Origin of the sequence: Corynebacterium sp. HMSC075F02 (assembly GCF_001838335.1) — a bacterium.
Classification (GTDB): domain Bacteria; phylum Actinomycetota; class Actinomycetes; order Mycobacteriales; family Mycobacteriaceae; genus Corynebacterium; species Corynebacterium jeikeium_D.
The window spans coordinates 173,578-198,900 of sequence record NZ_KV836311.1 but is presented as its reverse complement, the minus strand read 5'-3'; the positions used below and the strand labels follow the sequence as shown (position 1 = coordinate 198,900).

Below are 25,323 nucleotides of genomic sequence, written 5' to 3'. Positions count from 1 at the left end.
GTTATCGCTTGATTCACACCAGTTTTCTTGGAGGCTCTAAGTTCATGGCAGTTCGTGAGGTACGTCTTTTCGGCGATCCGGTGTTGCTGTCCAAGGCGGATACCGTCACTGATTTCGACGCGACGCTGTCGCACCTGATTGATGACATGTTCGACACGATGGACGAGCAACAGGGCGTCGGGCTCGCGGCAAACCAGGTCGGCGTGCTGCAGCGCGTTTTCGTCTACGACTGCAACGGCACCCGCGGGCACATCGTCAATCCGGAATGGGAAGCCATCGGCGACGAGACTGTCCACGAAATCGAAGGATGCCTATCTATCCCGGGTATTAATGGACCCGTGACTCGACACGCACGTGTGCGCGTTACTGGCCAGGATCGCCACGGCACACCGGTGAGCTTCGAAGCTGATGATTTGCTGGCTCGCTGTGTGCAGCATGAAAGCGACCACCTGGATGGTGTGCTGTTTTTGAAGCGTCTCGAGGGCGACGAGCGCAAGACCGCGATGCGTTCTCTGCGTGAGCAGGACTGGTTCCTCAACCGCGGTTAACTCACCTGCGCCTAGACCCCTGGGTGTGGCGCCCCGAGTTTCATCACTAGATTAACTAGAACAACTAGGTCCACCAGGAAGGAATCCACTTACTGTGCGCCTGATTTTTGCCGGAACCCCGGAACCTGCTGTCGTTGCACTGAAGAAGTTGCTCGAAGACTCCCGTCATGAAATCGTCGCTGTTCTCACTCGCCCCGATGCCCGCCGTGGCCGCGGTAAGTCGCTTTCGCCCTCGCCGGTGAAGGCTCTGGCCTTGGAACACGACATTCCCGTGCTCACCCCGACGACCCTGCGCGATGAAGAGATCCAGCAGCAGATCCGCGAATTAAACGCCGACTGCATCCCGGTGGTCGCCTACGGCAATCTCGTGCCGGAGGATTTGCTCGATGTACCGACGCACGGCTGGGTCAATCTGCATTTCTCGCTGCTTCCTTCTTGGCGAGGTGCCGCGCCGGTGCAGGCAGCTATCGCTGCCGGCGATGAAGTCACGGGTGCCAGTACTTTCCGGATTGAAAAGGGTCTGGATACCGGACCAGTTTTCGGTACCGTCACCGAAGCGATTCGCCCGACCGATAATGCCGACGACCTTTTGACCCGCCTGGCATACTCCGGCGCGGATCTTCTAGCCGCCACCATGGACGGCATCGAAGCCGGTGCGTTGCGTCCGACCGCTCAGCCAGAACAGGATGTCAGTTACGCCGCTAAGTTCGGGCCGGAGGATGCCCGAATCGTTTGGACTCAGCCGCGACATCTTCTTGACCGCCGCGCTCGTGCATTCACGCCTGCCCCAGGTGCGTGGACAACTCTCGACGGCGCACGTTTGAAGGTCGGAGAGCTCACCCCGCTTTCCGACGAGGACAGCGCCGCGGTCGACGAGGTGCGAAAGGCAGCTGCTCCGGAGGCGGCAGCCGCCACACCGGGTGAGTTGGTAGTGGAGAAGCACCGAGTATCTGTGCGTTGTGCCGATGGCTATGTGCAGCTGGTGAAGGTGCAGCCACAGGGTAAGAAGATGATGGATGCGTCCGACTGGGCGCGAGGTAGCCAACCCGGCGGAAAGGTCTGCGAGTAAATGGGCAACGACAAACCCCGCCACACCGGTGGCGGACGGCAGCGCGGCAACCGCAGCGGACAGAACCGCAATGACCGCAACCGTAACCGTGACAACAGAGGTGGGGACAATCGCGGTGGCATTGACCAACCGCGCAAGGTCGCACTGAAGGTACTAGCCGACGTTCGCGAGAATGATGCTTACGCGAACCTGCTGCTGCCCAGGTTGCTGAAGGCACACAAGCTCAAGGGTCGGGATGCTGCTTTTGCAACTGAGCTGACGTACGGCACACTGCGGGCGGAAGGCCTGTTGGATGCCGTGATTGAGGCATCGTCGTCACGCCCGTTAAACGATATTGCTGGACCGGTGATGGATGTGTTGCGCCTGGGCACGTACCAGCTGCTGCGTACGCGCGTCGATGCCTACGCGGCGGTCGATACCTCGGTGCGGGCGGTGGCGAAGGTAGCGGGACCTGGTGCGCGCGGCTTTGTCAATGCCATTTTGAGGAAAGTTTCCTCGAAGACCGAAGGCGAATGGGTGGCTGAGGTCGCGCCGGATCCTGCGACCGATCCGATTAGCTACGTAGCGATGAAGCATGCCCACCCGCGCTGGATTGCGATGGAGTTTGCCCGCGCACTCGGTGCACAAGCCGGTGAGCTGCAGCAGGCACTCGCTGCCGACGATGCGCGCCCGTTGGTGCACTTGGTCGCTCGTCCGGGCGAGATTACTGCTGAGGAATTGGCACTGATCACCGGCGGTGAAGAGGGACCGTGGTCGCCGTACTGCGTGCGCTTGGATTCCGGTGCCCCAGGAGAATTGGAGCCGGTCCGACAGGGCTTGGCTGCGGTGCAGGACGAGGGTTCTCAGCTCATTGCGCGTGCCGTCACCATGGCACCCGTTGCCGGTGAAGACAGCGGCCGCTGGTTAGATTTGTGTTCCGGCCCCGGTGGTAAGTCAGCTTTCATCGGCGGCATCGCAGCTATTGAGGGCGCGAAGCTCGACGCTGTTGAGGTATCTGCGACTCGCGCAGAACTGGTGAAGAAGGCCACGGCCGGGCTGCCAGTGACTGTAACCGTTGCGGATGGTCGCGATACCGGGCTGGAGGCAGGCTTTGACCGCATTTTGGTAGACGCGCCGTGCTCTGGTTTGGGCTCGCTTCGCCGTCGCCCGGAAGCGCGCTGGCGGAAGTCGCCGTCCGATCTGAACTCCTTGACTGCGCTGCAGTTTGAACTGCTCAGTGAAGCTGTGCGTCTGGCACGGCCGGGTGGCATCATCGTCTATTCCACGTGTTCTCCGCATCTGCGGGAAACCAGGGGCATTGTCGATAGGGCAGTGACGGAATTGCCGGTGACGGAGCTGAATGCACACGAGTTGGTAGCGCCGATGACTGATGTCGGACCGTATCCATCTGTGCAGATGTGGCCACACCGCCACGGTACCGATGCGATGTTCTTCTCAGTTTTGCGCAAGAACGACTAGGCTCAGAGGTTATGAGCGCACCAATTATTGCCCCGTCCATTCTCGCTGCTGACTTCGCTCGCCTCGACCGCGAGGTTGAGGCTGTAGCCAATGCAGATTGGCTGCATATCGACGTCATGGATGGCCACTTCGTTCCCAACCTGTCCTTCGGCGCTCCGGTGCTGGAGGCCGTAGCTGCGGTGACGGACAAGTACTTGGATGTCCATCTCATGATTGAGAACCCGGAGAAGTGGGTCGACACCTACATTAAGGCGGGGGCGAGCTCCGTTATTTTCCATGTGGAAGCCGTCGACGATGCCATCGCACTGGCACGCCACATTCGTTCCCAGGGCGTGAAGGCCGGGTTCTCGCTGCGCCCGGGTACCCCAATTGAGCCGTGGCTGGATCACCTCGCCGAATTCGACGAGGTGCTGGTCATGAGTGTCGAACCCGGTTTCGGGGGCCAGTCCTTTATGCCGGATCAGCTAACCAAGGTCGAGAAGCTGCGTCAGCGCATTGATGCCGAAGGTCTGGATACTCTGATCGAGATTGACGGTGGTATCTCCGCCAAGACCATCGAATCCGCTGCCGCCGCCGGTTGCGACGCCTTCGTTGCAGGGTCGGCCGTTTTCGGCGCTGATGATCGTGCGGCGGCTGTCGATGAGCTGCGCGCATTGGCCACTACTGCTGCAACTAAGTAGACGGCGGTGAAGCACGGTGGCACAGTTTCCGGATCTCGTCTCCGCACAGCCGCTGACTGACGCTCAAGCTATGGCATTGGCCATAGAAGCCGGCCAGCGAGTTCGGGGCACCACCTATCCCAATCCACCGATTGGTTGCGTCATCCTCGATACCGCAGGGATTGCGGTAGGAGTGGCCGGAACTGAGCCGGTAGGTGGCCGACACGCAGAGCCACAAGCATTAGAAATGGCGGGGGCACGAGCTCAGGGCGGTACTGCAGTGGTCACACTAGAGCCGTGCAATCATATCGGCCGTACACCACCGTGCACCGAGGCACTTGCGGCAGCCGGAGTTTCCCGCGTCATATTTGCGGTCGCCGATCCTAATCCCGTGGCCGCTGGCGGCAGCGAGTGGTTGCGATACAAGGGAATCGACGTGGTCGAGGAGTTCCAACGCAATCGTGTGGCGGATGGCTATCTGCGTCCATGGTTACACTGGCAGCGCACTCGGCGCCCACACATCACGCTGAAGACGGCGGGCACGCTGGATGGTTTCGCCGCCGCTACCGACCGCACCTCGCAGTGGATTACGGGGGAGCAGGCGCGGGCACGGGTACATATCGATCGTGCACGTCGGCAAGCGATTGTCGTCGGAACGGGAACAGTGCTCGCTGACAATCCGCGATTGACCGCGCGCACACCAGACGGCGAGGAGCTGTCAACGCAACCCCTGCGCATCGCGATCGGCACCTCGGAGGTCGCCGCCGATGCGAATATCCGCGGCGATAACTTCCGCCACATTCGCACTCACGATGTGGAAGTGGCGCTGGAGACAATGGCGGATATGGGACTTATTGACGTGCTGGTAGAAGGCGGCCCACGGCTCGCCAGCGCTTTCTTAGAAGCCGATGCTGTCGACGCGATTGAGTCTTACATTGCCCCGGCGTTTCTCGGAGCTGGTCTGCCGGTGACATCGGCCAACCATGAGACCACCATCACTGACATCTCGCGCTTTCGTACCGTCGCGGTCGAGACTCTGGGAGATGACATTTTGATTACGGCTCTCCGCAGTGGCAAAGATCGCGGGTAGACCGGCTAGAGTTAATTTTGTAAAAATCTTTCAATTTATAACAAACGGTAAAGGATTTTCCTGACCACTATGTTTACGGGAATTGTTGAGGAACTCGGCGAAATTCGCGAAATCCACCGCGAAGCCGATTCGATTACTCTGACCATTCGCGCGACCACCGTGCTTGACGACGTGCACCACGGTGATTCCATTGCTGTCAATGGCGTTTGTTTGACCGTCGTGGAGTTTGGCGATGATTTCTTTACCGCTGATCTCATGCAAGAGACTCTGGTTAGGTCGAGCCTCGGCCAAGTTGAGGTCGGCTCCAAGGTCAACCTCGAACGTGCAACCGCAGTCGGTCAACGCCTTGGCGGCCATATCGTGCAGGGACATGTCGATGGCACCGGCGAGGTTATTTCGCGCACGCCAGGGGAGCGCTGGGAAGTAGTGCGGATTTCGCTGCCGGAGCATCTCTCCAAGTATGTCGTGGAAAAGGGCTCAATTGCCGTGGATGGTACTTCGTTGACCGTCTCTGCAGTAGGCGAGGGGTTCTTTGAAGTCAGCCTGATACCGACGACGCTGACGGACTCCGTTATTGGTTCGACCGCGGTAGGCACCAAGGTCAATTTGGAAGTCGATGTGCTAGCCAAGTACGTCGAGAAAATGTTGGAAAGATAAGCTACAAGACTGTGATTAAGTTCGATTCTGTAGAGCGGGCCATTGCGGACATCGCAGCCGGTAAGGCCGTGGTCGTCGTCGACGATGAAGATCGTGAGAACGAGGGCGACATCATCTTCGCCGCCGAGAAGGCAACGCCTGAACTTGTTGCCTTTATGGTTCGCTATTCCTCTGGTTACATCTGCGCGCCGCTGACCGCCGAGGACTGCGAGCGTCTGAATCTGCCACCGATGGTGTCAGAGAATGAGGATGCCCGCGGTACCGCATACACAGTGACCGTGGATGCCAACACCGGTACGACCGGTATTTCCGCCACAGATCGTGCGAACACCATTCGTACTCTGGCTGATCCCACGTCGAGCCCGCACGATTTCACCCGACCAGGACACGTGGTCCCGTTGCGAGCTCGCGATGGTGGCGTCCTCGTCCGTGCCGGCCACACCGAGGCTGCGGTCGATCTCGCCCGCCTGGCAGGGCTTCGTCCTGCTGGCGTGCTGTGTGAGGTTGTCTCCGAGGAAGACCCGACCGGTATGGCGCGCGCGGAGGAACTGCGTCGCTTCTGCGACAAGCACGATTTAGCGCTGATCTCCATTGAGCAGCTGATCGAATACCGTCGCCACAACGAGCACTTGATTGAACGCGTTGTCGAAACCAAGCTGCCGACCGACTACGGCGAGTTCCGTGCCATTGGGTACCGGAGCCTTATCGACGGTGTTGAGCATGTCGCTCTCGTTGTGGGGGATGTGTCTTCCAACGATGGTCAGGACGTCCTCGTGCGTGTGCACTCCGAATGCCTCACTGGCGACGCACTGGGATCTCGCCGCTGCGACTGCGGTCAGCAGCTGCACAACTCCATGCGCATGGTTCACGAAGCGGGGCGTGGCGTCATCCTCTACATGCGCGGTCACGAAGGCCGAGGCATTGGTCTGATGCCGAAGCTGCAGGCCTACCACTTGCAAGATGAAGGCGCTGACACCGTTGATGCCAATCTTGCGCTCGGTTTGCCGTCGGATGCACGTGAGTACGGCACTGGTGCACAGATTCTGCAGGATCTTGGAGTCACCACTATGGCGCTGCTGACGAACAATCCGACCAAGCGTGCCGGCCTAGGCGGATATGGGTTGGAGATGAGCCGCCGAGTCCCGGTGCCAGTTGAGGTCAACGAGGATAACTTGAAATACTTGTTGACAAAGCGCGAACGCATGGGCCATGAACTTCCTTGGTTGGATGAGTACATGGAGACCCACGGCATTTCGACAGAAGGAGCACAGTAGATGAGTGGCGCAGGTCTTCCTGAAATTTCCGTTCCCGATTCCACTGGTGTGACCGTCGGTCTGGTCACCTCTCACTGGAACGAGGAGATTACTGGGCAGCTTCGTCGTGAAGCGCTGTCCCAGGCCGAGGAGGTCGGCGCTGTAGTCACGGATGTGACTGTCGTCGGTGCTCTGGAGATTCCGGTTGTGGTGCAACAGCTCGCCCGAACTCACGACGCCGTGGTGGCGCTGGGGTGCGTTATCCGCGGTGGTACGCCGCACTTCGACTATGTCTGCGACTCGGTGACTGAGGGCCTGACGCGGATCGCACTGGACTGTGAAACGCCAGTTGGCAATGGTGTGTTGACCTGCAACACTGAACAGCAGGCAATTGATCGTGCCGGCGGTGAGGGCGCCGCGGAGAATAAAGGTCGCGAGGCCATGGCCGCAGCGCTGCATACCGTCGCAGTGTTGAAGTCCCTTCGTGAAGGTGGAGCTGAGTAAGAATGGGTAACTCCGAACGCCACAGCAATTCGACTGCCGTCGACACCGGTAGCGAAGACAAATGGCTGTTGGAAATCACCTCGCAAAAGCTGCGTCTGTGGGCGATTATCGCTGCAGTTGTGGTTTTCGCTATCCATATCTTCATGGGTATCGTGGTGGACTTTGGTAACACCGGAGCTTCGGTGACCATTATTGACCAGCTGGCTTTCCCGATGATTGGTTTGATTATCGCCGGGGTGATTCTGCTACTGACTCGGGCTCGCGTTCGCGTCAATGCCAGGGGCGTGGAAGTCCGCAATCTGCTCAATGCGAAGTTCTACCCGTGGGTCGATATCTACGGCCTGAGTTTTCCAAAGAAGTCCCGCTGGGCTCGCTTGGAGCTGCCTGACTTTGAGTTTGTGCCGATGCTCGCGATCCAGTCGGCCGACGGCAGCCGCGTCGTGGAAGACATCCGCCGGTTCCGTGAACTTGAAGACAAGTTCATGCCGGAGGACTAACCCAAGGACACGTTTTAAGGACACCGTAAGTGACTGACCCTTCTCAGTACCGTCCCGCCCCCGGCACCATTCCCACGGAGCCGGGGGTGTACCGTTTTCTCGATTCAACCGGGCGCGTTCTCTACGTCGGCAAGGCGAAGAATCTCCGTGCGCGTTTGTCTAACTATTTCCAGGACTTAACTCGGCTTCATCCCCGCACCCGCCAAATGGTGCAGTCCGCTTCGAAGGTGACGTGGACTGTCGTCCACAATGAAGTCGAAGCGCTGCAGTTGGAGTACACCTGGATCAAGCGCTTTAATCCGCGGTTCAACGTGATGTACCGCGACGACAAGTCGTATCCGATGTTGGCCGTCAGCGTTGGAGAGCTGTACCCGCGGCTCTTTCTCTACCGAGGACCGCGCCGGAAGGGCGTGCGTTATTTCGGGCCTTATTCACACGCGTGGGCTATCCGAGAAACGCTCGACTTGCTTACACGAGTTTTCCCAGCCCGCACCTGTTCAAAGGGAGTCTTCAACCGGCAGCAAGCCCTGGGGCGGCCCTGTTTGCTCGGCTATATCGACAAATGCTCGGCGCCTTGTGTCGGCCGTGTCAGTGCCGAGGAACACCGCGAAATTGTCCGTGGTTTTACCAGCTTCATGTCGGGAAATACGGGCCCGGTCACGAGGCGCTTAAAGAAGGAAATGGAGGAAGCTGCCGGCGAGTTAGACTTCGAGCGCGCCGCTAGTCTGCGCGACAACCTCGCTGCCATCGACAAGGTCATGGAGCGGCAGTCAGTCGTGCTTTCCGACGCCGCCGATGCCGACTTTATTGCGCTAGCAACCGACGAACTGGAAGCGGCCGTGCAGATTTTCCATGTTCGGGCGGGACGTATTTACGGTCAGCGCGGCTGGGTAGTGGAGAAGTCCGGCGAGTACGCGACTACGGAGTTTCGAGAGGGAGAAACTGACCCCAGCTTGGGTGGGCTGCTAACGCAGTTCCTGACACAGTTCTATGGCGACGCCGCCAAGCACGCGGATGTCGACGGCGATGAATCAACCACTGCCGCCCAGGTTGTGCCACGCGAAATTCTCGTTCAGGCCACGCCCGACGATCTTGACGAGGTTACTGCATTTTTGGCCGATATTCGTGGCACCAATGTAGATATTCGCGTCCCACAACGCGGTGACAAGCGGACGCTCATGGAGACCGTGCAGAAAAATGCAGCTGAAGCGCTACGCCAGCACAAGCTAAAGCGAAGTGGAGATCTAACTACTCGATCGCAGGCTCTCTCCGAACTCCAGGACGCGCTATTTATGGATGAAGCGCCGCTGCGCATCGAGTGCACTGACATCTCGCATATTCAGGGCACCGATGTGGTGGCCTCGTTGGTGGTCTTCGAGGATGGATTGCCCAAGAAGTCCGACTACCGCCGCTACCGAATCAAAGATGCAGCGGGTGACGGTCGCTCGGACGACGTCGGTTCTATCGCTGAGGTGGTGCGCCGTCGTTTTCTGCGCCATAACGAGGACAAGCTCGCCATGCCCGATGATGCAAGCGAGATGTTCGTCGAAGAGACGACTGATGCCGTCGATGAGCAGTCGCGGAGTAACCGCAAGTTTGCCTACCCGCCACAGTTGTTCATCGTCGACGGTGGTGCACCGCAGGTCGCAGCCGCACAGGCGGTCCTCGATGAACTCGAGGTCACCGATGTGACGTTGGTGGGAATTGCCAAGCGCTTAGAAGAGCTGTGGATTCCCGACGATGATGAGCCACTCATTCTGCCGCGTAATTCGGAAGCGATGTACCTAATCCAGCGAATTCGTGATGAGGCGCACCGCTTTGCCATTAATTATCACCGTCAGCAGCGATCTAAACGCATGCGCTCGTCGGTGCTTGATGGCATTAAGGGGCTGGGGCCAGCACGCCGCAGTGAGTTGGTCAAGCACTTTGGTTCCGTTGCGGCGCTGAAGAAGGCCAGCGTCGAGCAGATCGAAGAAGTGGCTGGTTTCGGGCCGATGCTCGCGAAAACTGTTTACGATTACCTCCATCCAGACGAGAAGTCGTCAGAGCCAAACTCGGATGTCGGTCCGGGAGAGTAGGCGTAGAAGTAGGTAAACAAGTGGCTAAAACCGCACTTGAAACAGTGCTAGGGGGTTTACTTCCGCTAGTAAAACCGAGAGCGGTTGGGCGGAATTGTATTAGAGTGATGGCATGATTACTTCGGGTTATTCCCCTCAGGCTGAAAAGTCACTTGTGTTGATTACCGGCATGTCCGGTTCCGGACGCAATACGGCCGCCAGCGTCTTGGAGGAGATGGGCTGGTATGTCGCAGACAACCTGCCCCCGGAGTTGATTATGCGCATGGTCGAGTTGTCGTTTGAAGCGGACTCTCCAGTAGAGCGCCTCGCTATCGTCACCGACGTGCGCTCGCGCGCGTTCGCCGGCAGTTTGGGGGAGGTGCTCGACGGACTCCGCAATGAGGGGCGCCAGCCCTATGTCATCTTCTTTGATGCCAACGACGACACCCTCATCGCCCGCTACGACTCTGTCCGCCGCACCCATCCGCTGCAGGAAAATGGCACGCTTTCACAGGGTATTGCCGCTGAACGTCAGATGTTGCTGCCAATAAAGGGCATGTCGGATTTAGTAGTGGATACCTCTGACATGAGCGTGCACGATTTGCGCCGTGAGTTAGAGCATCAGTTGTCGGATACCGCTAGCAAGATTCAGCAGATCACCATCGAATCATTTGGGTTTAAGCACGGTGCGCCGCGCGATGCCGACATGCTTTTCGACGTCCGTTTTCTCCCCAATCCCTATTGGGTACCTGAGCTGCGTGCGGGCCGCGGTACCAACAAAGCCGTGGCCGACTACGTGCTGTCCCAACCTGAGTCTCAGGGGTTTTTGGACAACGTCACAAACTTGATTGAATTGGTTTTGCCCGGGTACCGCCGTGAGGGCAAGGGTTTTATGACTATCGCTGTGGGATGCACCGGAGGCCATCACCGAAGTGTGGCCATGTCGGAGGCGCTGGCTAAGAAGCTCGAGGGAGTTTCCGGGATCAACGTCAACGTCGTCCACCGCGATATTGACCGCAACTAGCGGTTTTAGTGGAGGTGTAGAAATTGACATCAATTACCAGTCTGGGTGGCGGTCATGGTCTATTTGCCACGCTGAGAGCTGACCGTCAGGTTGCGGACCATGTCACAGCGGTGGTCACAGTTGCCGACGACGGCGGATCCTCGGGTCGCCTTCGTCGTGAGCTGGGGCAGATTCCCCCTGGAGACCTTCGCATGGCACTCGCCGCGCTTTCCGCAGATACGGAAAAAGGCGATCTGTGGGAAAAGACACTGCAGCACCGCTTTGGCGGAACTGGCGCACTGGCAGGGCATGCGATTGGCAATCTGATTATCGCTGGCCTCACCAGTGTGATGGGAAATGAAGTCGACGCGCTTGACGAAATTGGCCGGTTGCTGCAAATCCGGGGTCGAGTCGTGCCCATGTCGCCGATCCCGCTAGAGATTGAGGCCGAAGTCGTTGGCTTGGAGCAGGATGCTCGCGTTGTGCGCCAGGTCCGTGGCCAGGTCGCAGTGGCCACGACACCTGGCCAGGTGCGCCGAATCCGGCTGATTCCTGAGACTCCGCCGGCATCCGAGGAGGCCATTGAAGCTATCCTCAATGCCGATTTGGTGACGCTGGGTCCGGGTTCGTGGTTTACTTCGGTTCTGCCACATCTTCAGGTGCCCGGGCTGCGGGATGCTCTGCAAGAAACCAATGCCACAACCGTCGTGGTGCTGAATCTTGTCGCCGAGCCGGGGGAGACCGCCGGTTTTTCTTCCGAACGGCACATCCATATGCTCACGCAGCATGCACCTAACTTGAAGCTCAATTACGTGCTTGTCGACGACAACACGCCGCTCGCGGATACCGAACGAGAATACCTGCAGCGAGCGGCGGATAGCCTAGACGCGCAGGTTGTCTTCGCCGATGTGCAAGAAGTTGATGACCACGGAGCTCTGACGGGTCGGCATTCGCCGGAGAAACTAGCTGTCGCACTTCGTCAGTTCCTCTAAAGCGTCCGGCCAGTCGAGGGTTTTAATGCATTCTCCTGCGAGGATGCAATAGACAATCAACTAATTGCCACTCGATTGGTACCGGATACTATCCTTGAGGTTTATTGCTAAAGCTCAAATGGGGTTAATTTTACCTAAATTAACCAGGCCCAAACCCAGCTCGCACACATGAAATGAGGATGGACAGCATCGTGGCATTGACGGCGAAGGTCAAAGACGAACTAGCCCGCGTGTCAGTTTCGCAGGAAAGCGCTCAGGCAGCGGAGATTTCGACCCTGTTCCGCTTCGCAGGAGGACTCCACCTGGTGGCAGGTTCGATTGTGCTGGAGGCTGAGTTGGATTCCGGCGCTGTCGCACGCCGCCTACGCTCCATGCTGGCCGAACTCTACGATGTCAAAGCCAGCCTCAATGTCTTATCTCCCGGTGGGTTGCGAAAGACCTCGAAGTACATCGTGCGGGTAACTGATGGCGCGGAACTCGTCGTTAGGCAAACTGGCCTGATTGACTCTGCGGGACGTCCCGTACGTGGGCTACCACGCAAGCTGATCATGGGGCAGAAAATTGATCAAGAAGCTGCATGGCGGGGTGCTTTTTTGGCACATGGTTCACTGACTGAGCCGGGGCGTTCCTCAGCTTTGGAAGTCACTGCTCCTTCTGCTGAAGCGGCACTCGCATTGGTGGGATGTGCTCGTAGGCTCGGAATTACGGCTAAGAGCAAGGAGAATAAATCCCGCGGTGGCGATCGTGTAATCATCCGGGAGGGCGATGCAATCGGTGCGCTGCTGACGCGAATGGGAGCCCAGACTACTCGCCTGCAGTGGGAAGAACAGCGAATGCGTCGTGAAGTGCGAGCGACGGCCACTCGTTTGGCAAACTTCGACGATGCCAACCTGCGGCGCTCGGCTCGTGCGGCCGTTATTGCAGCAGCGCGAGTAGAGCGTGCTTTAGAGATTCTCGGTGACGATGTACCAGACCATTTGGTGTCTGCAGGACAGCTGCGCATCGAGCACAAGCAGGCTTCACTGGAAGAACTTGGGCAGCTGGCAAATCCGCCAATGACCAAGGACGCCGTCGCAGGACGCATCCGCCGTTTGCTCTCCATGGCGGACAAAAGAGCAAACGAACTCGGAATTCCCCCCACAACTGCAGTCGTTACAGACGAACTTTTTGACAAAGAAGTTGACGAGTAAAGCACCTGTTATGCCTAGTCAGGTGCGTAATTTTTGATAAATCTCCGTTTATTTGGGATTTTCGCACCAAACCACCGCTGCGCGAATGAAAAACCCAACGTACACTTCTGTAGTGAACCTGTTGGAGCGCAATCAGCGCCCTGACAAGTGGCATCGATTCGCCAATCCATTAAGGAGATTATTGTGACGGTTCGTGTAGGTATTAACGGTTTTGGTCGCATTGGCCGCAACTTCTTCCGCTCCCTGCTCGCTGCGGGCGCTGACCTGGAAGTCGTTGCTGTAAACGACCTCACTGATAACAAGACCCTGGCTCACCTGCTCAAGTACGACTCCATCATGGGCAAGCTTGACGCAGAGGTCACCTACGACGATGAGTCCCTCACCGTCAACGGCAAGCGCATCGCGGCATACGCTGAGCGCGACCCGAAGGACCTGCCGTGGGGCAAGCACGAGGTCGACATCGTCATTGAGTCCACCGGTTTCTTCACCGATGCCAACGCTGCCAAGGCTCACATCGAGGCTGGCGCCAAGAAGGTCATCATCTCCGCTCCGGCTAAGAACGAAGACGCAACCTTCGTTGTCGGTGTTAACCACACTGACTACGACCCGGAGAAGCACAACATCATTTCGAACGCTTCTTGCACCACCAACTGCCTGGCTCCGATGGCTAAGGTCCTGGACGACAAGTTCGGCATCGAGCGCGGTCTCATGACCACCATCCACGCATACACCGGTGACCAGCGTCTGCACGACGCTCCGCACAAGGACCTGCGTCGCGCCCGCGCTGCTGCACTGAACATTGTTCCGACCTCCACCGGTGCTGCAAAGGCAGTCGCTCTGGTTCTGCCGCAGCTCAAGGGTCTGCTGGACGGCTACGCACTGCGTGTTCCGACCCCGACCGGCTCTGTCACCGACCTGACCTTCACTGCGAAGAGCGAGGTCACCGTCGAGTCCGTCAATGCTGCCATCAAGGAAGCTGCTGAGGGCGAGCTCAAGGGTGTTCTGGGCTACAACGAGGACCCAATCGTTTCCAAGGACATCGAGGGCGACCCGCGTTCCTCGATCTTCGACGCACCGCTGACCAAGGTCATCGGCGATCAGGTCAAGGTTGTCTCCTGGTACGACAACGAGTGGGGCTACTCCAACCGCCTCGTCGACCTGGCTGTCTACGTCGGTGAGCGCCTCTAATAACTCACCTGGTTAATCCCAGACCCCGAACGGGCCGGGGTGGTTGCGCCTGAGTAGGGCACGCCACCCACGGCCCGTTTTTTACACACTTTCACAAGGATTTCATTGAGATGACTGTTAAGACTGTCAAAGACCTGATCAACGAAGGTATTGAAGGCCGTTACGTCCTCGTCCGCTCCGACTTTAACGTTCCGTTGAAGGACGGCGTTATCACCGATCCGGGTCGAATCGATGCTTCGCTGCCCACCCTGTCCGCGCTTGTCGAGGCCGGCGCCAAGGTCGTTGTTATGGCTCACCTGGGTCGCCCGAAGGGCGAGGTTAAGTCCGAGTTCTCCCTGGCCCCGGTCGCTGAGGCGCTATCTGAGCGCCTGGAGCAGTACGTCGCGCTCGCCGGTGATGTCTCCGGTGAGGACGCGCACGAGCGCGCAAATGGTCTGACCGAGGGCGATGTACTCCTGTTGGAGAACGTCCGCTTCGATCCGCGCGAGACCTCCAAGGACGAGGCAGAACGCGCCGAATTCGCAGCCGAGCTGGCCGCACTTGTTCCGGACGGAGCATTTGTTTCCGACGGTTTCGGTGTTGTTCACCGCGCCCAGGCTTCCGTCTTCGACGTCGCTAAGAAGCTGCCGCACTACGCCGGCAACCTGGTTCAGGCTGAGCTTGAAGTTCTGCGCAAGGTCGCAGAGACCCCGGAGAAGCCGTACACCGTCGTGCTCGGCGGTTCCAAGGTTTCCGACAAGCTGGGCGTTATTGAGGCTCTCGCGCCGAAGGTTGACTCCCTGGTCATCGGCGGCGGCATGTGCTTCACCTTCCTGGCTGCCAAGGGCTACGACGTTGGTGCGTCCCTGCTGCAGGAAGAGATGATTGACACCTGTAAGGATCTGCTGGACCGCTACGGCGAAAAGATTGTTCTGCCAACCGACGTAGTCGTGGCCGACAAGTTCGCTGCTGACGCTGAAAACAAGGTCGTCGATGCCACCGAGATTCCGGAAGGCTGGATGGGCCTGGACATCGGATCGGCTTCCGCTGAGGCATTCGGCAAGGTGCTGGCTGAGTCCAAGACTGTGTTCTGGAACGGTCCGATGGGCGTGTTCGAGATGGAGGCTTTCGCAGCTGGTACCCGCGAGGTTGCACAGGCCATCATCGATGCCACCACTAACAACGGTTGCTTCTCCGTCGTCGGTGGCGGCGACTCCGCAGCAGCAGTACGTACTCTGGGGTTGAACGAGGACGGCTTCAGCCACATCTCCACTGGTGGTGGCGCTTCGCTGGAGTTCCTCGAGGGTAAGACTCTGCCGGGCGTCTCCGTCCTGGAAGACTAAGATTTTTCCACCACCGGATTTTCATCGCTTAAAAATCCGCTAATTGATAGGGAAGTGAATTCCACCACTATGGCACGTACACCATTTATTGCTGGTAACTGGAAGATGAACCTGAACCATCTCGAAGCTATCGGTGTGGTGCAGAAACTCGCGTTCGCTCTGCCAAAGGAGTACTACGACAAGGTTGACGTCGCTGTCATCCCGCCGTTTACCGACCTGCGTTCGGTCCAGACTCTGGTTGAGGGCGATAAGCTCGGCGTCACTTACGGCGCGCAGGATGTCTCAGTCCACGAGTCCGGCGCTTACACCGGCGAGATTTCCGCATCGATGCTGGCAAAGCTCGGCTGCACCTGGGTCGTCGTCGGTCACTCCGAGCGTCGCGATATGCACGCAGAGGACGATGAGCTGGTCGCAAAGAAGGCCAAGGCAGCACTGCGCGAGGGCATGAACCCAATCGTCTGTGTCGGCGAGCCGCTGGAGGTCCGAGAGGCCGAAGAGCACGTCGAGTACGTTGTCTCTCAGGTCAAGGGCTCCCTGGCTAACCTGACCAACGCTGAGCTGGCCAAGACCGTCATCGCTTACGAGCCTGTCTGGGCTATCGGCACCGGTAAGGTCGCATCGGCTGCAGACGCGCAGGAAGTCTGTGCAGCTATCCGCGAGACCGTCGCAGAAATTGCGGACGAGAACATCGCAAAGGAGATGCGCATCCTCTACGGTGGTTCCGTCAAGGCCGAGAACGTCGCTGAGATCGTCGGCAAGCCCGACGTCGACGGCGGCCTCGTCGGTGGCGCTTCGCTCGACGGTGAAGCATTCGCGAAGCTCTGCGCACTTGCTGCAGATGCCGCTCAGAACGCCTAAGTGCATATAAATTCAGAACAACTGATAAGATAGGCGCCATGCGCGACCCCGGATTGGTTTTATTGATTCTCATAAAACCGATTCGGGGTTATTGCCTTTAGGCGGACTCAATCCAGGCACACCGACTGGCAATGTTTTAGCGCGATACATTTCCCGAGGCTTTCCACTTGGAATGCCCGGCAATTTTCAAAGGACGTGCTCAATGAACGAACAAGTACATGGTGACACTGACCGACACACTGCAAGCAATGAGCAATCCTCATCGACCGCTACCGCGAAGCAGCAGGACTTGCTCTGGGAGGATATTCGCCACCTGGGTCGAATTCTTGGGCAGGTAATCCGCGAGCAAGAGGGTGACGAGGTCTTTAACCTGGTCGAAAATGCTCGCCGTGCAGCCTTCGAACTCCATCGTGGCGATGGCGACATCGAGAAGCTCACCGGCCTCTTCCGCGATATTGACCCAGCCGAGGCAAGCCCTGTCATCCGTGCTTTCACGCACTTCGCACTTTTGGCCAACCTCGCTGAGGATTTGCACGAGGAGCTGGGCATCGAGGCATCTCTCGATGCTGGCGATCCACCGCAGGACTCCACGCTGGAGGCAACATGGCAGAAGCTTCGCGACGCCAAGGTTTCCGGCGGCGCGATTGCGGACATGATGGACCACATTGAGGTCGTCCCGGTTCTGACCGCGCACCCAACGGAAACTCGTCGTCGCACAGTGTTCGATGTGCAGAAGCACATCACGGCCGCAATGCGGCGCCGCCACGAGATCCAGGCAGCCCCGATGAATGCGCGCACCGCGGACCGACTCGCTGAGATTGATGCCGATATCCGTCGCCGGATCCTGACGCTGTGGCAAACGGCTCTGATTCGCATGAACCGCCCGGATATTCGCGACGAGGTCGAAGTTGGTCTTCGCTACTACCAGCTTTCTCTGCTGGAAGCTGTGCCACAGATTAACCGAGACGTCGTCAAGCACTTGCGTCAGCTCGGCGGGGACAAGTTGCCGGCTAACCCAACGATTCGCATGGGCTCGTGGATTGGCGGTGACCACGACGGCAACCCATACGTGACAGAGGAGACGCTGCGCTATGCCTCCGATAGGGCGGCGGGTACGATCCTGCGTCACTACTTCTCGCAGCTGCACCTGCTGGAGCGCGAGCTCAGTCTCAGCGACCGCCTGACCAAGGTCACCGTGGATTTGGTCGCTCTGGCCAGCCGCGGCCACAATGACGTTCCTAACCGCGAAGATGAGCCGTACCGTCGTGCGGTTCACGGTATCCGCGGTCGCGTGGCGGCAACAGCGGTGAACTTCTTCGACGAGTCCATCATCGAGGGCGACTGGTCGGAATTCACTCCGTATGACAGCGCCGAGGAGCTACTTGAAGAGCTCTCGATTATCGACGACTCCCTGCGGTCCAGCCACGATGACCTCATCGCCGATCACCGCCTGCGCGACCTGATGGATTCAGTGGAGGTATTTGGTTTCCACCTGTACTCGATTGATATCCGCCAGAATTCGGACTCTCATGAGGAAATCCTCACCGAGCTGTTCTCCGCTGCCGGTGTGGTGGACAACTACGCGGGATTGAAGGAAGCTGACAAGGTCGAGCTGCTGACCAAGGAACTGCAGTCCTCCCGTCCGCTGGTTTCGACTTCCGCAGATCTTTCCGAAGCTACGGCTCGCGAGCTAGGCATTATGCGTGCGGCATCTCGTGCGGTGCGCAAGTACGGTCACGACGCGGTACCGCACTGCATCATTTCGATGTGTACATCGGTCTCCGACCTGCTGGAGCCGATGATTCTGCTCAAGGAAGTCGGTCTGATTCGCCCGAATGGCTCCCAGCCGACCGGTTCTGTTGACGTCATCCCGCTGTTCGAAACCATCGAAGACCTGCAGGCTGGTGCCGACGTGCTGCGTGCTGCGTGGGACATTCCGGTCTACCGCGCATACGTGTCCGCACGCGGAGATCTGCAGGAAGTCATGCTCGGCTACTCCGACTCCAACAAGGACGGCGGGTACTTCGCTGCAAACTGGGCGCTTTACGACGCGGAGGTCGCCATCGTGGCAGCCGCGAAGGACAACGACATTCACCTGCGTCTCTTCCACGGCCGCGGAGGTACTGTCGGCCGTGGTGGCGGTCCGTCCTACGAAGCAATCCTGGCGCAGCCGTCGGGTGCAGTCCAGGGGTCCGTGCGTATCACTGAGCAGGGCGAGATTATCTCTGCAAAGTACGGTCACCCTGCAGCGGCACGCAGGAACCTCGCCGCGCTGGTTTCGGCAACGATTGAGTCGACTCTGCTCGACGTCGATGACCTGAAGAACCCAGCTCGCGCCCACGAGATTATGTCGGAGATTTCCGACCTGTCTCGCGAGGCCTACTCGAAGCTCATGCACGAGGACCCGGGCTTTATTGACTTCTTCACGTCGTCGACCCCGGTCGATGAGATCGGCAGCCTGAACATCGGTTCGCGTCCGACCTCACGCAAGCAGACCCAGACCATTTCTGACCTGCGCGCAATTCCGTGGGTACTGTCCTGGTCGCAGCAGCGTTCTATGGTGCCGGGCTGGTTTGGTGTCGGCTCTGCACTGCAGGAGTGGATCGGCGAGGACGAAGACGGTTCCCGCCTGGCTGAGCTCCGTCAGCTCAACGAGATTTGGCCGTTCTTCAATTCGGTGCTGTCGAACATGGCGCAGGTCATGTCCAAGGCTGACCTGAACCTGGCGCGCGCCTACGCTAGCCTGTGCCAAGATAAGGCCGACGGTGAGCGCATCTACGGCATCATCAAGGCTGAGTTCGACCTGACTTTGGAGATGTTCCTGAAGGTAACCGGGTACAAGCACCTGCTGGAGGACAACCCGCTGCTCAGGCGCTCGGTGGACATGCGCTTCCCGTACCTTATGCCGCTGAACATCATCCAGCTTGAGATGCTGCGTCGCTACCGTGCCGGCGATAATCGCGACAAGGTGCGTCGGGGCATTCAGCTGACCATGAATGGTCTGGCAACTGCACTGCGCAACTCCGGCTAGGGATACGGCTAGGGATACCTAGCCAGCGGAGCAATTGCGCTAGTATAGTTGGAGTTCTTAAAGAAGCGACGTTTCAAAAGGAAGTGCGCGTGTACCTCGCCATTCAGATTGTCCTGGTCATCACATCCATCCTGATGACGCTGTTCATCCTGCTCCACAAGGGTAAGGGTGGCGGACTGTCCAGCCTCTTTGGTGGCGGCATGCAGTCGAATCTGTCCGGTTCGACTGTGGTGGAGAAGAACCTTGACCGTGTCACTATTGTGACCGTGATTATCTGGTTGCTCTGCATTGTCCTGTTGCTGCTGTTCAATACTTTCGGCTGGTAGGTTCCGCACGCAGCACGCCCCACCGCAGGCCTTTAAGCAATAAAAATTCCCGTCGATAGCATTTCGCTTATCGACGGGAATTTGCTGTTTCTGGGCTGTTAGCGGTGAAGCGGAAGCCTAGAGCCGCGCAGCCGCAGCATCGTCAACAAAGACAACGGTTTCCTGAACACCGCGAACCCCGGCCGCCGGCCACTGCGCTGGGTCGTCCTGCTGAGCGATAGCTGCAATTGCCTCAGCCTTTTCGCCGCCCGCTACAAGTAGCCACACACGCTGAGAGCTGGCGATGGCCGGCATCGTCAACGTGATGCGGGTCGGCGGTGGCTTCGGGCAGTTATGCACGTCCACGACCAAGCGTTCCTGCTCAGCCAGCGCTGCGGTATGTGGGAAAATCGAGTTGATGTGTCCCTCTCCGCCCATACCGAGAAGGTGAAGGTCAAAGCCATTTGGAGCCATCTCCCGAACGATAGCTTCGTAGCTTTCGACGGCCTCCGTGGTGGTCACGCCGCTGTCGGCAGCGGCAAACTCGAAGATGTTTTCCTCCGGCACGCCGACAGGGGACAAGAGACGCTTACGAGCAGCCAACGCATTGCGATCTGCCGAGTCGGCAGCGACAAAACGTTCATCTCCGAAGAACACCAGGACTCGGTTCCAGTCGATGTCTCCGGAATCGTCGGCAAGCGCACTGAGCAAAGCGGTACCCGCGCCGCCACCGGTGAGAACGACGCGTACGAAACCGTCATCGGTGACCGGAGAGGCGTTGCCATGTAGGACGGCGACAACCGCATCGATGAAGCGCTGACGTGCAGCCTCGACGATACCCGCCTGGTCAGCGGCGCGGTGGAACTGAGGGGCAGGGACGGTATTCGACGCGTTATCGGTGGTCACTTGTCAGAGACTCCTGGTTCGTTAGCGAAGCTAGTTGTTGTGGACGTCGGAGGTTGCATTCCCACCGTGTGAATCTGGCTGAGGCCACGCAGGGCACGTCCGTAGGCAGTATCGTGGTCGAGGTGACGCAGCTCCTCTGCCAAACATTCGGAGCGTGTTGGACGCGATACTGCAACCTTGAACGGGGGCTTTTCTCCGTTGGTGACCGATGCAGTGGTGGCGCTTTCAATATCGATGCGCAAAGTCTGGCCATTTTCACGCTCAAAGGCGACGGAGGTCACCGGTGGCTTGGCGCGGCCCTTTTCGTCCACCGGAATCTTCTTCTCACCGGTGGAGTAACGGTTGACCGGCAGCCCCAGGCGATCTGCCAACCATCCAGCGGCGACCTCGACCGATGGCGAGTCCTGTGGGCCGTAGATGGACACGGAGGTCACCGGCGAGTGCGGCGGCAAGTCGAAAGCGGATGCCAACACACCGCGCCAGTTCGTCAGCCGCGACCAGCTCAGGTCGGAATCGCCGGGCGTGTAGCCCGTACGGCGCGTGTAGATAGCGTTGCTATTCGGGTCACAGAGTGAATCGGTGATACGGCGCTGGGCAATTCGGCCGATTGGTGTCGCCGCTGGGACTTGCGGCGCCTCAGAAGGCCACCACGCCACGACCGGCGTATCCGGCAGCAGCAGGGGAGTCACCACAGAGCTGTGGTGCTGACCAATCTCTCCGGACATGTGCATAACGACGATCTCAGCGGCACCGGCATCACCACCGACGCGGAGCTCCGCGTCAAGGCGATTGTCCAGGCGTGGATCATCGGAGACCAATACCAGCACACGGGATGGGTGCTCGCGGGAAACGGAGTTGACCGTGGAAATAATGTTTTCCAGGTCGTCTTCGCTTTTGGCCAAAACAATCAGGGTGAGGACACGGCCCGTGGTAACGATGCCGCCCTGCTCTCGAAGCTGCACCAACTGACGAGCAATGCTCGCGGTGTCAGTGTCTGGCAAATTGACAATCATGAAAGTGTTCTTTCTGTCAGAAAATTCTTAAGAACTGAGAGGTCGGCGGCCTATGGCCGTCGCCAAGCGCGACCGTCGCGCTCGAGCATGTGGTCAGCGGAGGAAGGCCCCCACGAACCTGCGGGGTAGCCCTCGGGACGACCGCGCTTGGCCCAGTACTCGATGATGGGGTCAAGAATCTTCCAGGACAGCTCGACTTCCTCGTTGGTGGGGAAGAGGCTGGCCTCGTCGAGAAGCGCATCCAGAATCAGGCGCTCGTAGGCCTCTGGCGACTGCTCGGTAAACACCTCGGAGTAGGAGAAGTCCATGTTGACATCGCGCACCTCCATGGCCGAGCCCGGGACCTTCGAGCCGAAGCGCATGAGCACGCCTTCGTCTGGCTGAACACGGATGACCATTGCGTTCTGGCCGAGAGCGGCAGTCATTGTCTCTGCGAAGGGAAGGTGAGGTGCGGACTTAAAGACCAGCGCAATTTCAGTGACGCGGCGGCCGAGGCGCTTGCCGGTGCGCAGGTAGAAGGGGACACCGGCCCAGCGACGGGAGTTGATCTGCAGCGTACAGGCGGCGTAGGTCTCGGTCGTGGATTCGGGGTCGAAGCCTTCCTCATCGCGCAGCCCTGGCACGAAGTTGCTGCCCTGCCAATCCGCCGTGTACTGGCCACGAGCGGTGTATTTCGAAAACGGACGCACTGGCTCGACGGCACGCAGAACCTTGATCTTTTCCGCTTGCAGCTCTTCCGGGGTAAAGGCGATGGGCTCTTCCATTGCCACCAGCGCCAGGAGCTGGAGTAGGTGGTTCTGAATCACGTCACGAGCTGCACCGATACCATCGTAGTAGCCGGCGCGACCGCCCAAACCGATATCCTCGGCCATGGTGATTTGAACGTGGTCAATGTAGTGAGAATTCCACATCGGATCGAACAACTGGTTGGCAAAACGCATGGCCAGAATGTTCTGGACGGTTTCCTTGCCCAGGTAGTGGTCGATGCGGAACACAGCGTCTTCTGGGAAGACCGAGTTCACAATCCGGTTGAGTTCCTGAGCGGAGGCCAGGTCGTGTCCGAATGGCTTCTCAATAATCACGCGACGCCAATAATCCTCGCCCGACTGCGCCAGCCCCGAACGATCGAGCTGATGACAGACATCGGGGAAGTTAGCTGGCGGAATGGACAGGTAGTAGGCCCAGTTGCCAGCGGTGCCGCGGGAGCGATCGAGCTCCTCAAGTTGTGCGGCCAGGCGATCGAAGGCCTCGTCATCGGTGAAGGTACCGGTGACAAAGTGAATGCCCTCAGCCAGGCGCTGCCAGACACTCTCACGGAAGTCTGTGCGGGCGCCCTGTTCCACTGCGGTGCGCACATAATCCTCAAAGTCCTGTTTCGACCATTCGCGACGACCGTAGCCAACTAACGCGAAGGAGGCAGGCAGTAGACCGCGGTTGGCCAGATCATAGATGGCAGGCAGAAGCTTCTTTCGGGCCAGATCGCCCGTCACTCCGAAAATCACCATGCCACCCGGGCCGGCAATACGCGGCAGGCGTTTATCCTGCGGGTCGCGCAGCGGGTTGATGTATCCGTCGTGGTTGGTGCTGTCGTCTCCGTTGTGCGGAGAGCTGGCAGTAGGGGAGTTCGAATCGTTGCGTTGCAGAGAATCACTCACGGTTTACATAATGTCATATCGAGAAAAGTCCGGTGGAATCGTTTCCGATTCCTCCGATGGGGCCTTGACGGACCCCTTTCTTCTGCCATAGGTTTATGACCTAGGTGGTATACCCATAAACCACGGAGGTGGATATGCAGGCGAAGGAGGCGGACCCTCGGCCCATCTACGTCCAGATCGCCGAGGATCTGAAATCAATGATTTTGTCCGGGGAGCTCTCGGCTGAGGATCGTGCCCCTTCAACCAAGGAGCTCTCGGAGTTCTATCAGGTCAACCCAACCACGGCCGCCAAGGCCATGACGGAACTGTCGATGGTGGGGCTTGTGGAGAAGAAAAGAGGACTCGGCATGTTTGTCACTCCAGATGCCCGTGAGCGCATTCGCGCTGAGCGTCGTGAAGCGTTCCAGCGCACCTACATCGAGCCATTAAAAGTGGAGGCCGGCATTCTCGGCCTCACGCTCCACGACATCATCGCCATGCTGGAGGAGGAGAAATGAGCATCTACGGCGTGATTGGCCCCAACGGCGCCGGCAAGACTTACTACCTGCGTACCCTCGCGCAGATGCCTACGGCGGCCCTGGCGAAGGCTGCACCCGACACCCAGGTCTTCGGTGCCACCCCGCGCGAATATTTCCAGATCCTGCGCACCGGCTGGGATCAGCTCGATGTGCCCCACGCGGAGTCCCTCCTCGATTTCCCCGCTGACACCCCTATCAAAAAGCTCAGCCTGGGCCAGCGCCAGCTGCTTATCGCCGCTGCCACCCTGGCATCGGGCAAGGAAGCATTGCTTTTCGACGAGCCCTTCAACGGCCTCGATGTCGAGCACCGCGCCACATTGCGCGGCATGCTTATCGACTCGGCCGAATCGGCCAACCTTGTGGTCACCTCGCAGCACTCCCAGGATCTAGCCGGCCTAGTCGACACCTTGATTGTCATCCACAAGCAGGATGCGTACGGGCCCTATGACGTCGATAAGCTGCGCGCTAGCCATCCGGTGCTGCGAGGCCCTACGGATCTCGTGGCGCAGGTGGCCGGCCCAGTGCTCGCTAAGAAAACCCTCGGCGAGCGCTGCGAGGCAATCCTGGCTACAGAGCTCAGTTCGTCTGCCGCTGCGCATGCCCGCGCCCTCGGCGTTGAGGTGAGCTACCTCGACCCCGCGGCCCTCATCGACCTCGCAAGCACCTCCTCCTACATCGAACGGAGCAAGAAATGAGCACCGGAGCTTTCATCGCGACCAACAAGAAAACCTTCCTCGGTGTTGCCGCCGTGGCCATCCTGTACTCGGCCTTCGGGCGCATGCTCGTAGGCAGCGGAACCGGCAACACCTTGCTTGGCATTATCGCGCTGGGCATCCTCTTCCTCATCACAGCCCGGCGTTCGGTCACCCTGCGTGACTACGGCGTGAGCACCGCCCGCTGGGTACGCTCCGCAATCATCGCAATCTTGGGCACATCGTTGGTGGCTACCGCCTTCATCGTCACGGCGATGGTCATCGAGCAGAACAAGTCCGGTTACTACCGCGGATTCGATAGCTTCATTGTCACCTCCGGACCGGCCCTGTTTCCGGACACTAACGGGGAGCTGTACATGATTGAGGATTCCGGGCAGAACTACACCACAGTTCTGCTCACCGCGCTGTGCGTCTTCTTGAGCTTCCTCATGACTACCGTGGCGAGCACCGCAGTCGGCACCGTCGCCGGCGCGAAGGGCACTCGTGCAGGATCAATTACCATTGGCCTGGCCCTGGCCACGCTCTTCCTCTTCAGCTATCTGCTGGACGTGACCGACTCCGTACCGGGTGCCCCCTGGCCGGCTGTGCCGATCTTTGCCTCAATCATCGCCGTAATCTCTGCGTTCGTGATGGCCTGGGCTTTAAAGGAAGACAAACGCCCACTGCCCTCTGTGCGTCCCACCTTCGCCACGTCCTAGCACCAATAGAAAAGCTCCCCGCGCAGGGGAGCTTTTTCATGTCCAACGTTGAACATGCGGGTTAAGTAACACAACAGGCGAACCGAAACTGACAACCCCAAAAGTTACGGGCTGCAGATGTGAAACTGTGCAAGTTTAT

General features: G+C 58.9%; 24 protein-coding genes. 21 read left to right on the top strand and 3 right to left on the bottom strand.

Features of this window, described 5'->3' with window-relative positions:
• Positions 1–44: 44 nt before the first annotated feature.
• The 18 genes from def to secG all read left to right on the top strand — a co-directional run bounded on the left by def (position 45) and on the right by secG (position 19,702).
• Complete coding sequence (gene def / locus HMPREF2920_RS05450) at positions 45–548, top strand: peptide deformylase (protein ID WP_016422719.1); 504 nt, start codon at positions 45–47, stop codon at positions 546–548.
• Between the two features lie 94 nt (positions 549–642).
• Positions 643–1,617 (top strand): methionyl-tRNA formyltransferase, encoded by a 975-nt coding sequence (fmt, locus tag HMPREF2920_RS05445; RefSeq protein ID WP_070604553.1) that lies wholly within the window; start codon positions 643–645, stop codon positions 1,615–1,617.
• Complete coding sequence (locus tag HMPREF2920_RS05440; protein WP_016422721.1) at positions 1,618–3,075, top strand: RsmB/NOP family class I SAM-dependent RNA methyltransferase; 1,458 nt, start codon at positions 1,618–1,620, stop codon at positions 3,073–3,075.
• An 11-nt stretch (positions 3,076–3,086) separates the two neighbouring features.
• Positions 3,087–3,755, top strand: a complete 669-nt coding sequence (gene rpe / locus HMPREF2920_RS05435; RefSeq protein WP_016422722.1) for a ribulose-phosphate 3-epimerase — start codon at positions 3,087–3,089, stop codon at positions 3,753–3,755.
• Between the two features lie 16 nt (positions 3,756–3,771).
• Positions 3,772–4,824: a bifunctional diaminohydroxyphosphoribosylaminopyrimidine deaminase/5-amino-6-(5-phosphoribosylamino)uracil reductase RibD gene (gene ribD / locus HMPREF2920_RS05430; protein ID WP_016422723.1), complete on the top strand. Its 1,053-nt coding sequence runs from the start codon at positions 3,772–3,774 to the stop codon at positions 4,822–4,824.
• Between the two features lie 69 nt (positions 4,825–4,893).
• A complete protein-coding gene (locus HMPREF2920_RS05425; protein WP_048731872.1) occupies positions 4,894–5,481 on the top strand; it encodes a riboflavin synthase in 588 nt (195 codons plus the stop codon).
• 11 nt (positions 5,482–5,492) lie between these two features.
• Complete coding sequence (locus HMPREF2920_RS05420; RefSeq protein ID WP_016422725.1) at positions 5,493–6,755, top strand: bifunctional 3,4-dihydroxy-2-butanone-4-phosphate synthase/GTP cyclohydrolase II; 1,263 nt, start codon at positions 5,493–5,495, stop codon at positions 6,753–6,755.
• Positions 6,756–7,238 (top strand): 6,7-dimethyl-8-ribityllumazine synthase, encoded by a 483-nt coding sequence (gene ribH / locus HMPREF2920_RS05415; protein WP_016422726.1) that lies wholly within the window; start codon positions 6,756–6,758, stop codon positions 7,236–7,238.
• A gap of 2 nt (positions 7,239–7,240) precedes the next feature.
• Positions 7,241–7,735 carry a PH domain-containing protein gene (locus tag HMPREF2920_RS05410; protein ID WP_069358696.1) on the top strand — a complete coding sequence of 165 codons (495 nt, stop codon included), beginning with the start codon at positions 7,241–7,243 and terminating at the stop codon, positions 7,733–7,735.
• 29 nt (positions 7,736–7,764) lie between these two features.
• Complete coding sequence (gene uvrC / locus HMPREF2920_RS05405) at positions 7,765–9,813, top strand: excinuclease ABC subunit UvrC (RefSeq protein WP_049193720.1); 2,049 nt, start codon at positions 7,765–7,767, stop codon at positions 9,811–9,813.
• Between the two features lie 112 nt (positions 9,814–9,925).
• On the top strand, positions 9,926–10,816 hold the full coding sequence (rapZ, locus tag HMPREF2920_RS05400) for an RNase adapter RapZ (protein WP_005510809.1): 891 nt from the start codon (positions 9,926–9,928) through the stop codon (positions 10,814–10,816).
• Between the two features lie 23 nt (positions 10,817–10,839).
• A complete protein-coding gene (yvcK, locus tag HMPREF2920_RS05395) occupies positions 10,840–11,787 on the top strand; it encodes a gluconeogenesis factor YvcK family protein (protein WP_048731879.1) in 948 nt (315 codons plus the stop codon).
• A 191-nt stretch (positions 11,788–11,978) separates the two neighbouring features.
• Positions 11,979–12,977 (top strand): DNA-binding protein WhiA, encoded by a 999-nt coding sequence (gene whiA / locus HMPREF2920_RS05390; RefSeq protein WP_048731892.1) that lies wholly within the window; start codon positions 11,979–11,981, stop codon positions 12,975–12,977.
• Positions 12,978–13,160: 183 nt separating this feature from the next.
• Positions 13,161–14,165, top strand: a complete 1,005-nt coding sequence (gene gap / locus HMPREF2920_RS05385) for a type I glyceraldehyde-3-phosphate dehydrogenase (RefSeq protein ID WP_048731894.1) — start codon at positions 13,161–13,163, stop codon at positions 14,163–14,165.
• A 110-nt stretch (positions 14,166–14,275) separates the two neighbouring features.
• Positions 14,276–15,487 (top strand): phosphoglycerate kinase, encoded by a 1,212-nt coding sequence (pgk, locus tag HMPREF2920_RS05380; RefSeq protein ID WP_048731880.1) that lies wholly within the window; start codon positions 14,276–14,278, stop codon positions 15,485–15,487.
• A gap of 69 nt (positions 15,488–15,556) precedes the next feature.
• Complete coding sequence (tpiA, locus tag HMPREF2920_RS05375; RefSeq protein ID WP_049190741.1) at positions 15,557–16,345, top strand: triose-phosphate isomerase; 789 nt, start codon at positions 15,557–15,559, stop codon at positions 16,343–16,345.
• A 202-nt stretch (positions 16,346–16,547) separates the two neighbouring features.
• Entirely contained in the window at positions 16,548–19,376 is a 2,829-nt protein-coding gene (gene ppc / locus HMPREF2920_RS05370) for a phosphoenolpyruvate carboxylase (RefSeq protein WP_070854079.1), read from the top strand.
• 89 nt (positions 19,377–19,465) lie between these two features.
• Positions 19,466–19,702, top strand: a complete 237-nt coding sequence (secG, locus tag HMPREF2920_RS05365; protein WP_005510775.1) for a preprotein translocase subunit SecG — start codon at positions 19,466–19,468, stop codon at positions 19,700–19,702.
• Positions 19,703–19,819: 117 nt separating this feature from the next.
• On the opposite strand, the gene pgl is transcribed toward secG, so the two are convergent.
• Genes pgl through zwf form a run of 3 tightly spaced genes read right to left on the bottom strand, consistent with a single transcriptional unit; the run spans position 19,820 to position 23,255 of the window.
• On the bottom strand, positions 19,820–20,587 hold the full coding sequence (gene pgl / locus HMPREF2920_RS05360; RefSeq protein WP_070854078.1) for a 6-phosphogluconolactonase: 768 nt from the start codon (positions 20,585–20,587) through the stop codon (positions 19,820–19,822).
• Positions 20,584–21,600: a glucose-6-phosphate dehydrogenase assembly protein OpcA gene (locus HMPREF2920_RS05355; protein WP_016422736.1), complete on the bottom strand. Its 1,017-nt coding sequence runs from the start codon at positions 21,598–21,600 to the stop codon at positions 20,584–20,586. Before HMPREF2920_RS05355 ends, pgl begins: the two co-directional genes overlap by 4 nt.
• Before the next feature lie 50 nt (positions 21,601–21,650).
• Positions 21,651–23,255 (bottom strand): glucose-6-phosphate dehydrogenase, encoded by a 1,605-nt coding sequence (zwf, locus tag HMPREF2920_RS05350; protein ID WP_016422737.1) that lies wholly within the window; start codon positions 23,253–23,255, stop codon positions 21,651–21,653.
• 134 nt (positions 23,256–23,389) lie between these two features.
• Here zwf and HMPREF2920_RS05345 point away from each other — a divergent pair, with 134 nt between their 5' ends.
• The 3 genes from HMPREF2920_RS05345 to HMPREF2920_RS05335 are packed head-to-tail and all read left to right on the top strand — an operon-like array spanning position 23,390 to position 25,184.
• Positions 23,390–23,752: a GntR family transcriptional regulator gene (locus HMPREF2920_RS05345; RefSeq protein ID WP_070549601.1), complete on the top strand. Its 363-nt coding sequence runs from the start codon at positions 23,390–23,392 to the stop codon at positions 23,750–23,752.
• On the top strand, positions 23,749–24,468 hold the full coding sequence (locus tag HMPREF2920_RS05340) for an AAA family ATPase (RefSeq protein ID WP_070854077.1): 720 nt from the start codon (positions 23,749–23,751) through the stop codon (positions 24,466–24,468). The genes HMPREF2920_RS05345 and HMPREF2920_RS05340 overlap by 4 nt, the downstream gene beginning before the upstream one ends.
• Positions 24,465–25,184 carry a hypothetical protein gene (locus HMPREF2920_RS05335; RefSeq protein ID WP_070547097.1) on the top strand — a complete coding sequence of 240 codons (720 nt, stop codon included), beginning with the start codon at positions 24,465–24,467 and terminating at the stop codon, positions 25,182–25,184. Before HMPREF2920_RS05340 ends, HMPREF2920_RS05335 begins: the two co-directional genes overlap by 4 nt.
• Positions 25,185–25,323 lie beyond the last annotated feature (139 nt).

What these genes read in the sequence shown, in the direction of transcription:
- HMPREF2920_RS05425 (WP_048731872.1), top strand. Translation starts at nt 4,894, where the DNA reads ATGTTTACGGGAATTGTTGAGGAACTCGGCGAAATTCGCGAAATCCAC.
- HMPREF2920_RS05440 (WP_016422721.1), top strand. Translation starts at nt 1,618, where the DNA reads ATGGGCAACGACAAACCCCGCCACACCGGTGGCGGACGGCAGCGCGGC.
- HMPREF2920_RS05345 (WP_070549601.1), top strand. Translation starts at nt 23,390, where the DNA reads ATGCAGGCGAAGGAGGCGGACCCTCGGCCCATCTACGTCCAGATCGCC.
- HMPREF2920_RS05410 (WP_069358696.1), top strand. Translation starts at nt 7,241, where the DNA reads ATGGGTAACTCCGAACGCCACAGCAATTCGACTGCCGTCGACACCGGT.
- def (WP_016422719.1), top strand. Translation starts at nt 45, where the DNA reads ATGGCAGTTCGTGAGGTACGTCTTTTCGGCGATCCGGTGTTGCTGTCC.
- rapZ (WP_005510809.1), top strand. Translation starts at nt 9,926, where the DNA reads ATGATTACTTCGGGTTATTCCCCTCAGGCTGAAAAGTCACTTGTGTTG.
- ppc (WP_070854079.1), top strand. Translation starts at nt 16,548, where the DNA reads ATGAACGAACAAGTACATGGTGACACTGACCGACACACTGCAAGCAAT.
- HMPREF2920_RS05355 (WP_016422736.1), bottom strand. Translation starts at nt 21,600, where the DNA reads ATGATTGTCAATTTGCCAGACACTGACACCGCGAGCATTGCTCGTCAG.
- tpiA (WP_049190741.1), top strand. Translation starts at nt 15,557, where the DNA reads ATGGCACGTACACCATTTATTGCTGGTAACTGGAAGATGAACCTGAAC.
- ribH (WP_016422726.1), top strand. Translation starts at nt 6,756, where the DNA reads ATGAGTGGCGCAGGTCTTCCTGAAATTTCCGTTCCCGATTCCACTGGT.
- HMPREF2920_RS05340 (WP_070854077.1), top strand. Translation starts at nt 23,749, where the DNA reads ATGAGCATCTACGGCGTGATTGGCCCCAACGGCGCCGGCAAGACTTAC.
- HMPREF2920_RS05335 (WP_070547097.1), top strand. Translation starts at nt 24,465, where the DNA reads ATGAGCACCGGAGCTTTCATCGCGACCAACAAGAAAACCTTCCTCGGT.
- pgk (WP_048731880.1), top strand. Translation starts at nt 14,276, where the DNA reads ATGACTGTTAAGACTGTCAAAGACCTGATCAACGAAGGTATTGAAGGC.
- rpe (WP_016422722.1), top strand. Translation starts at nt 3,087, where the DNA reads ATGAGCGCACCAATTATTGCCCCGTCCATTCTCGCTGCTGACTTCGCT.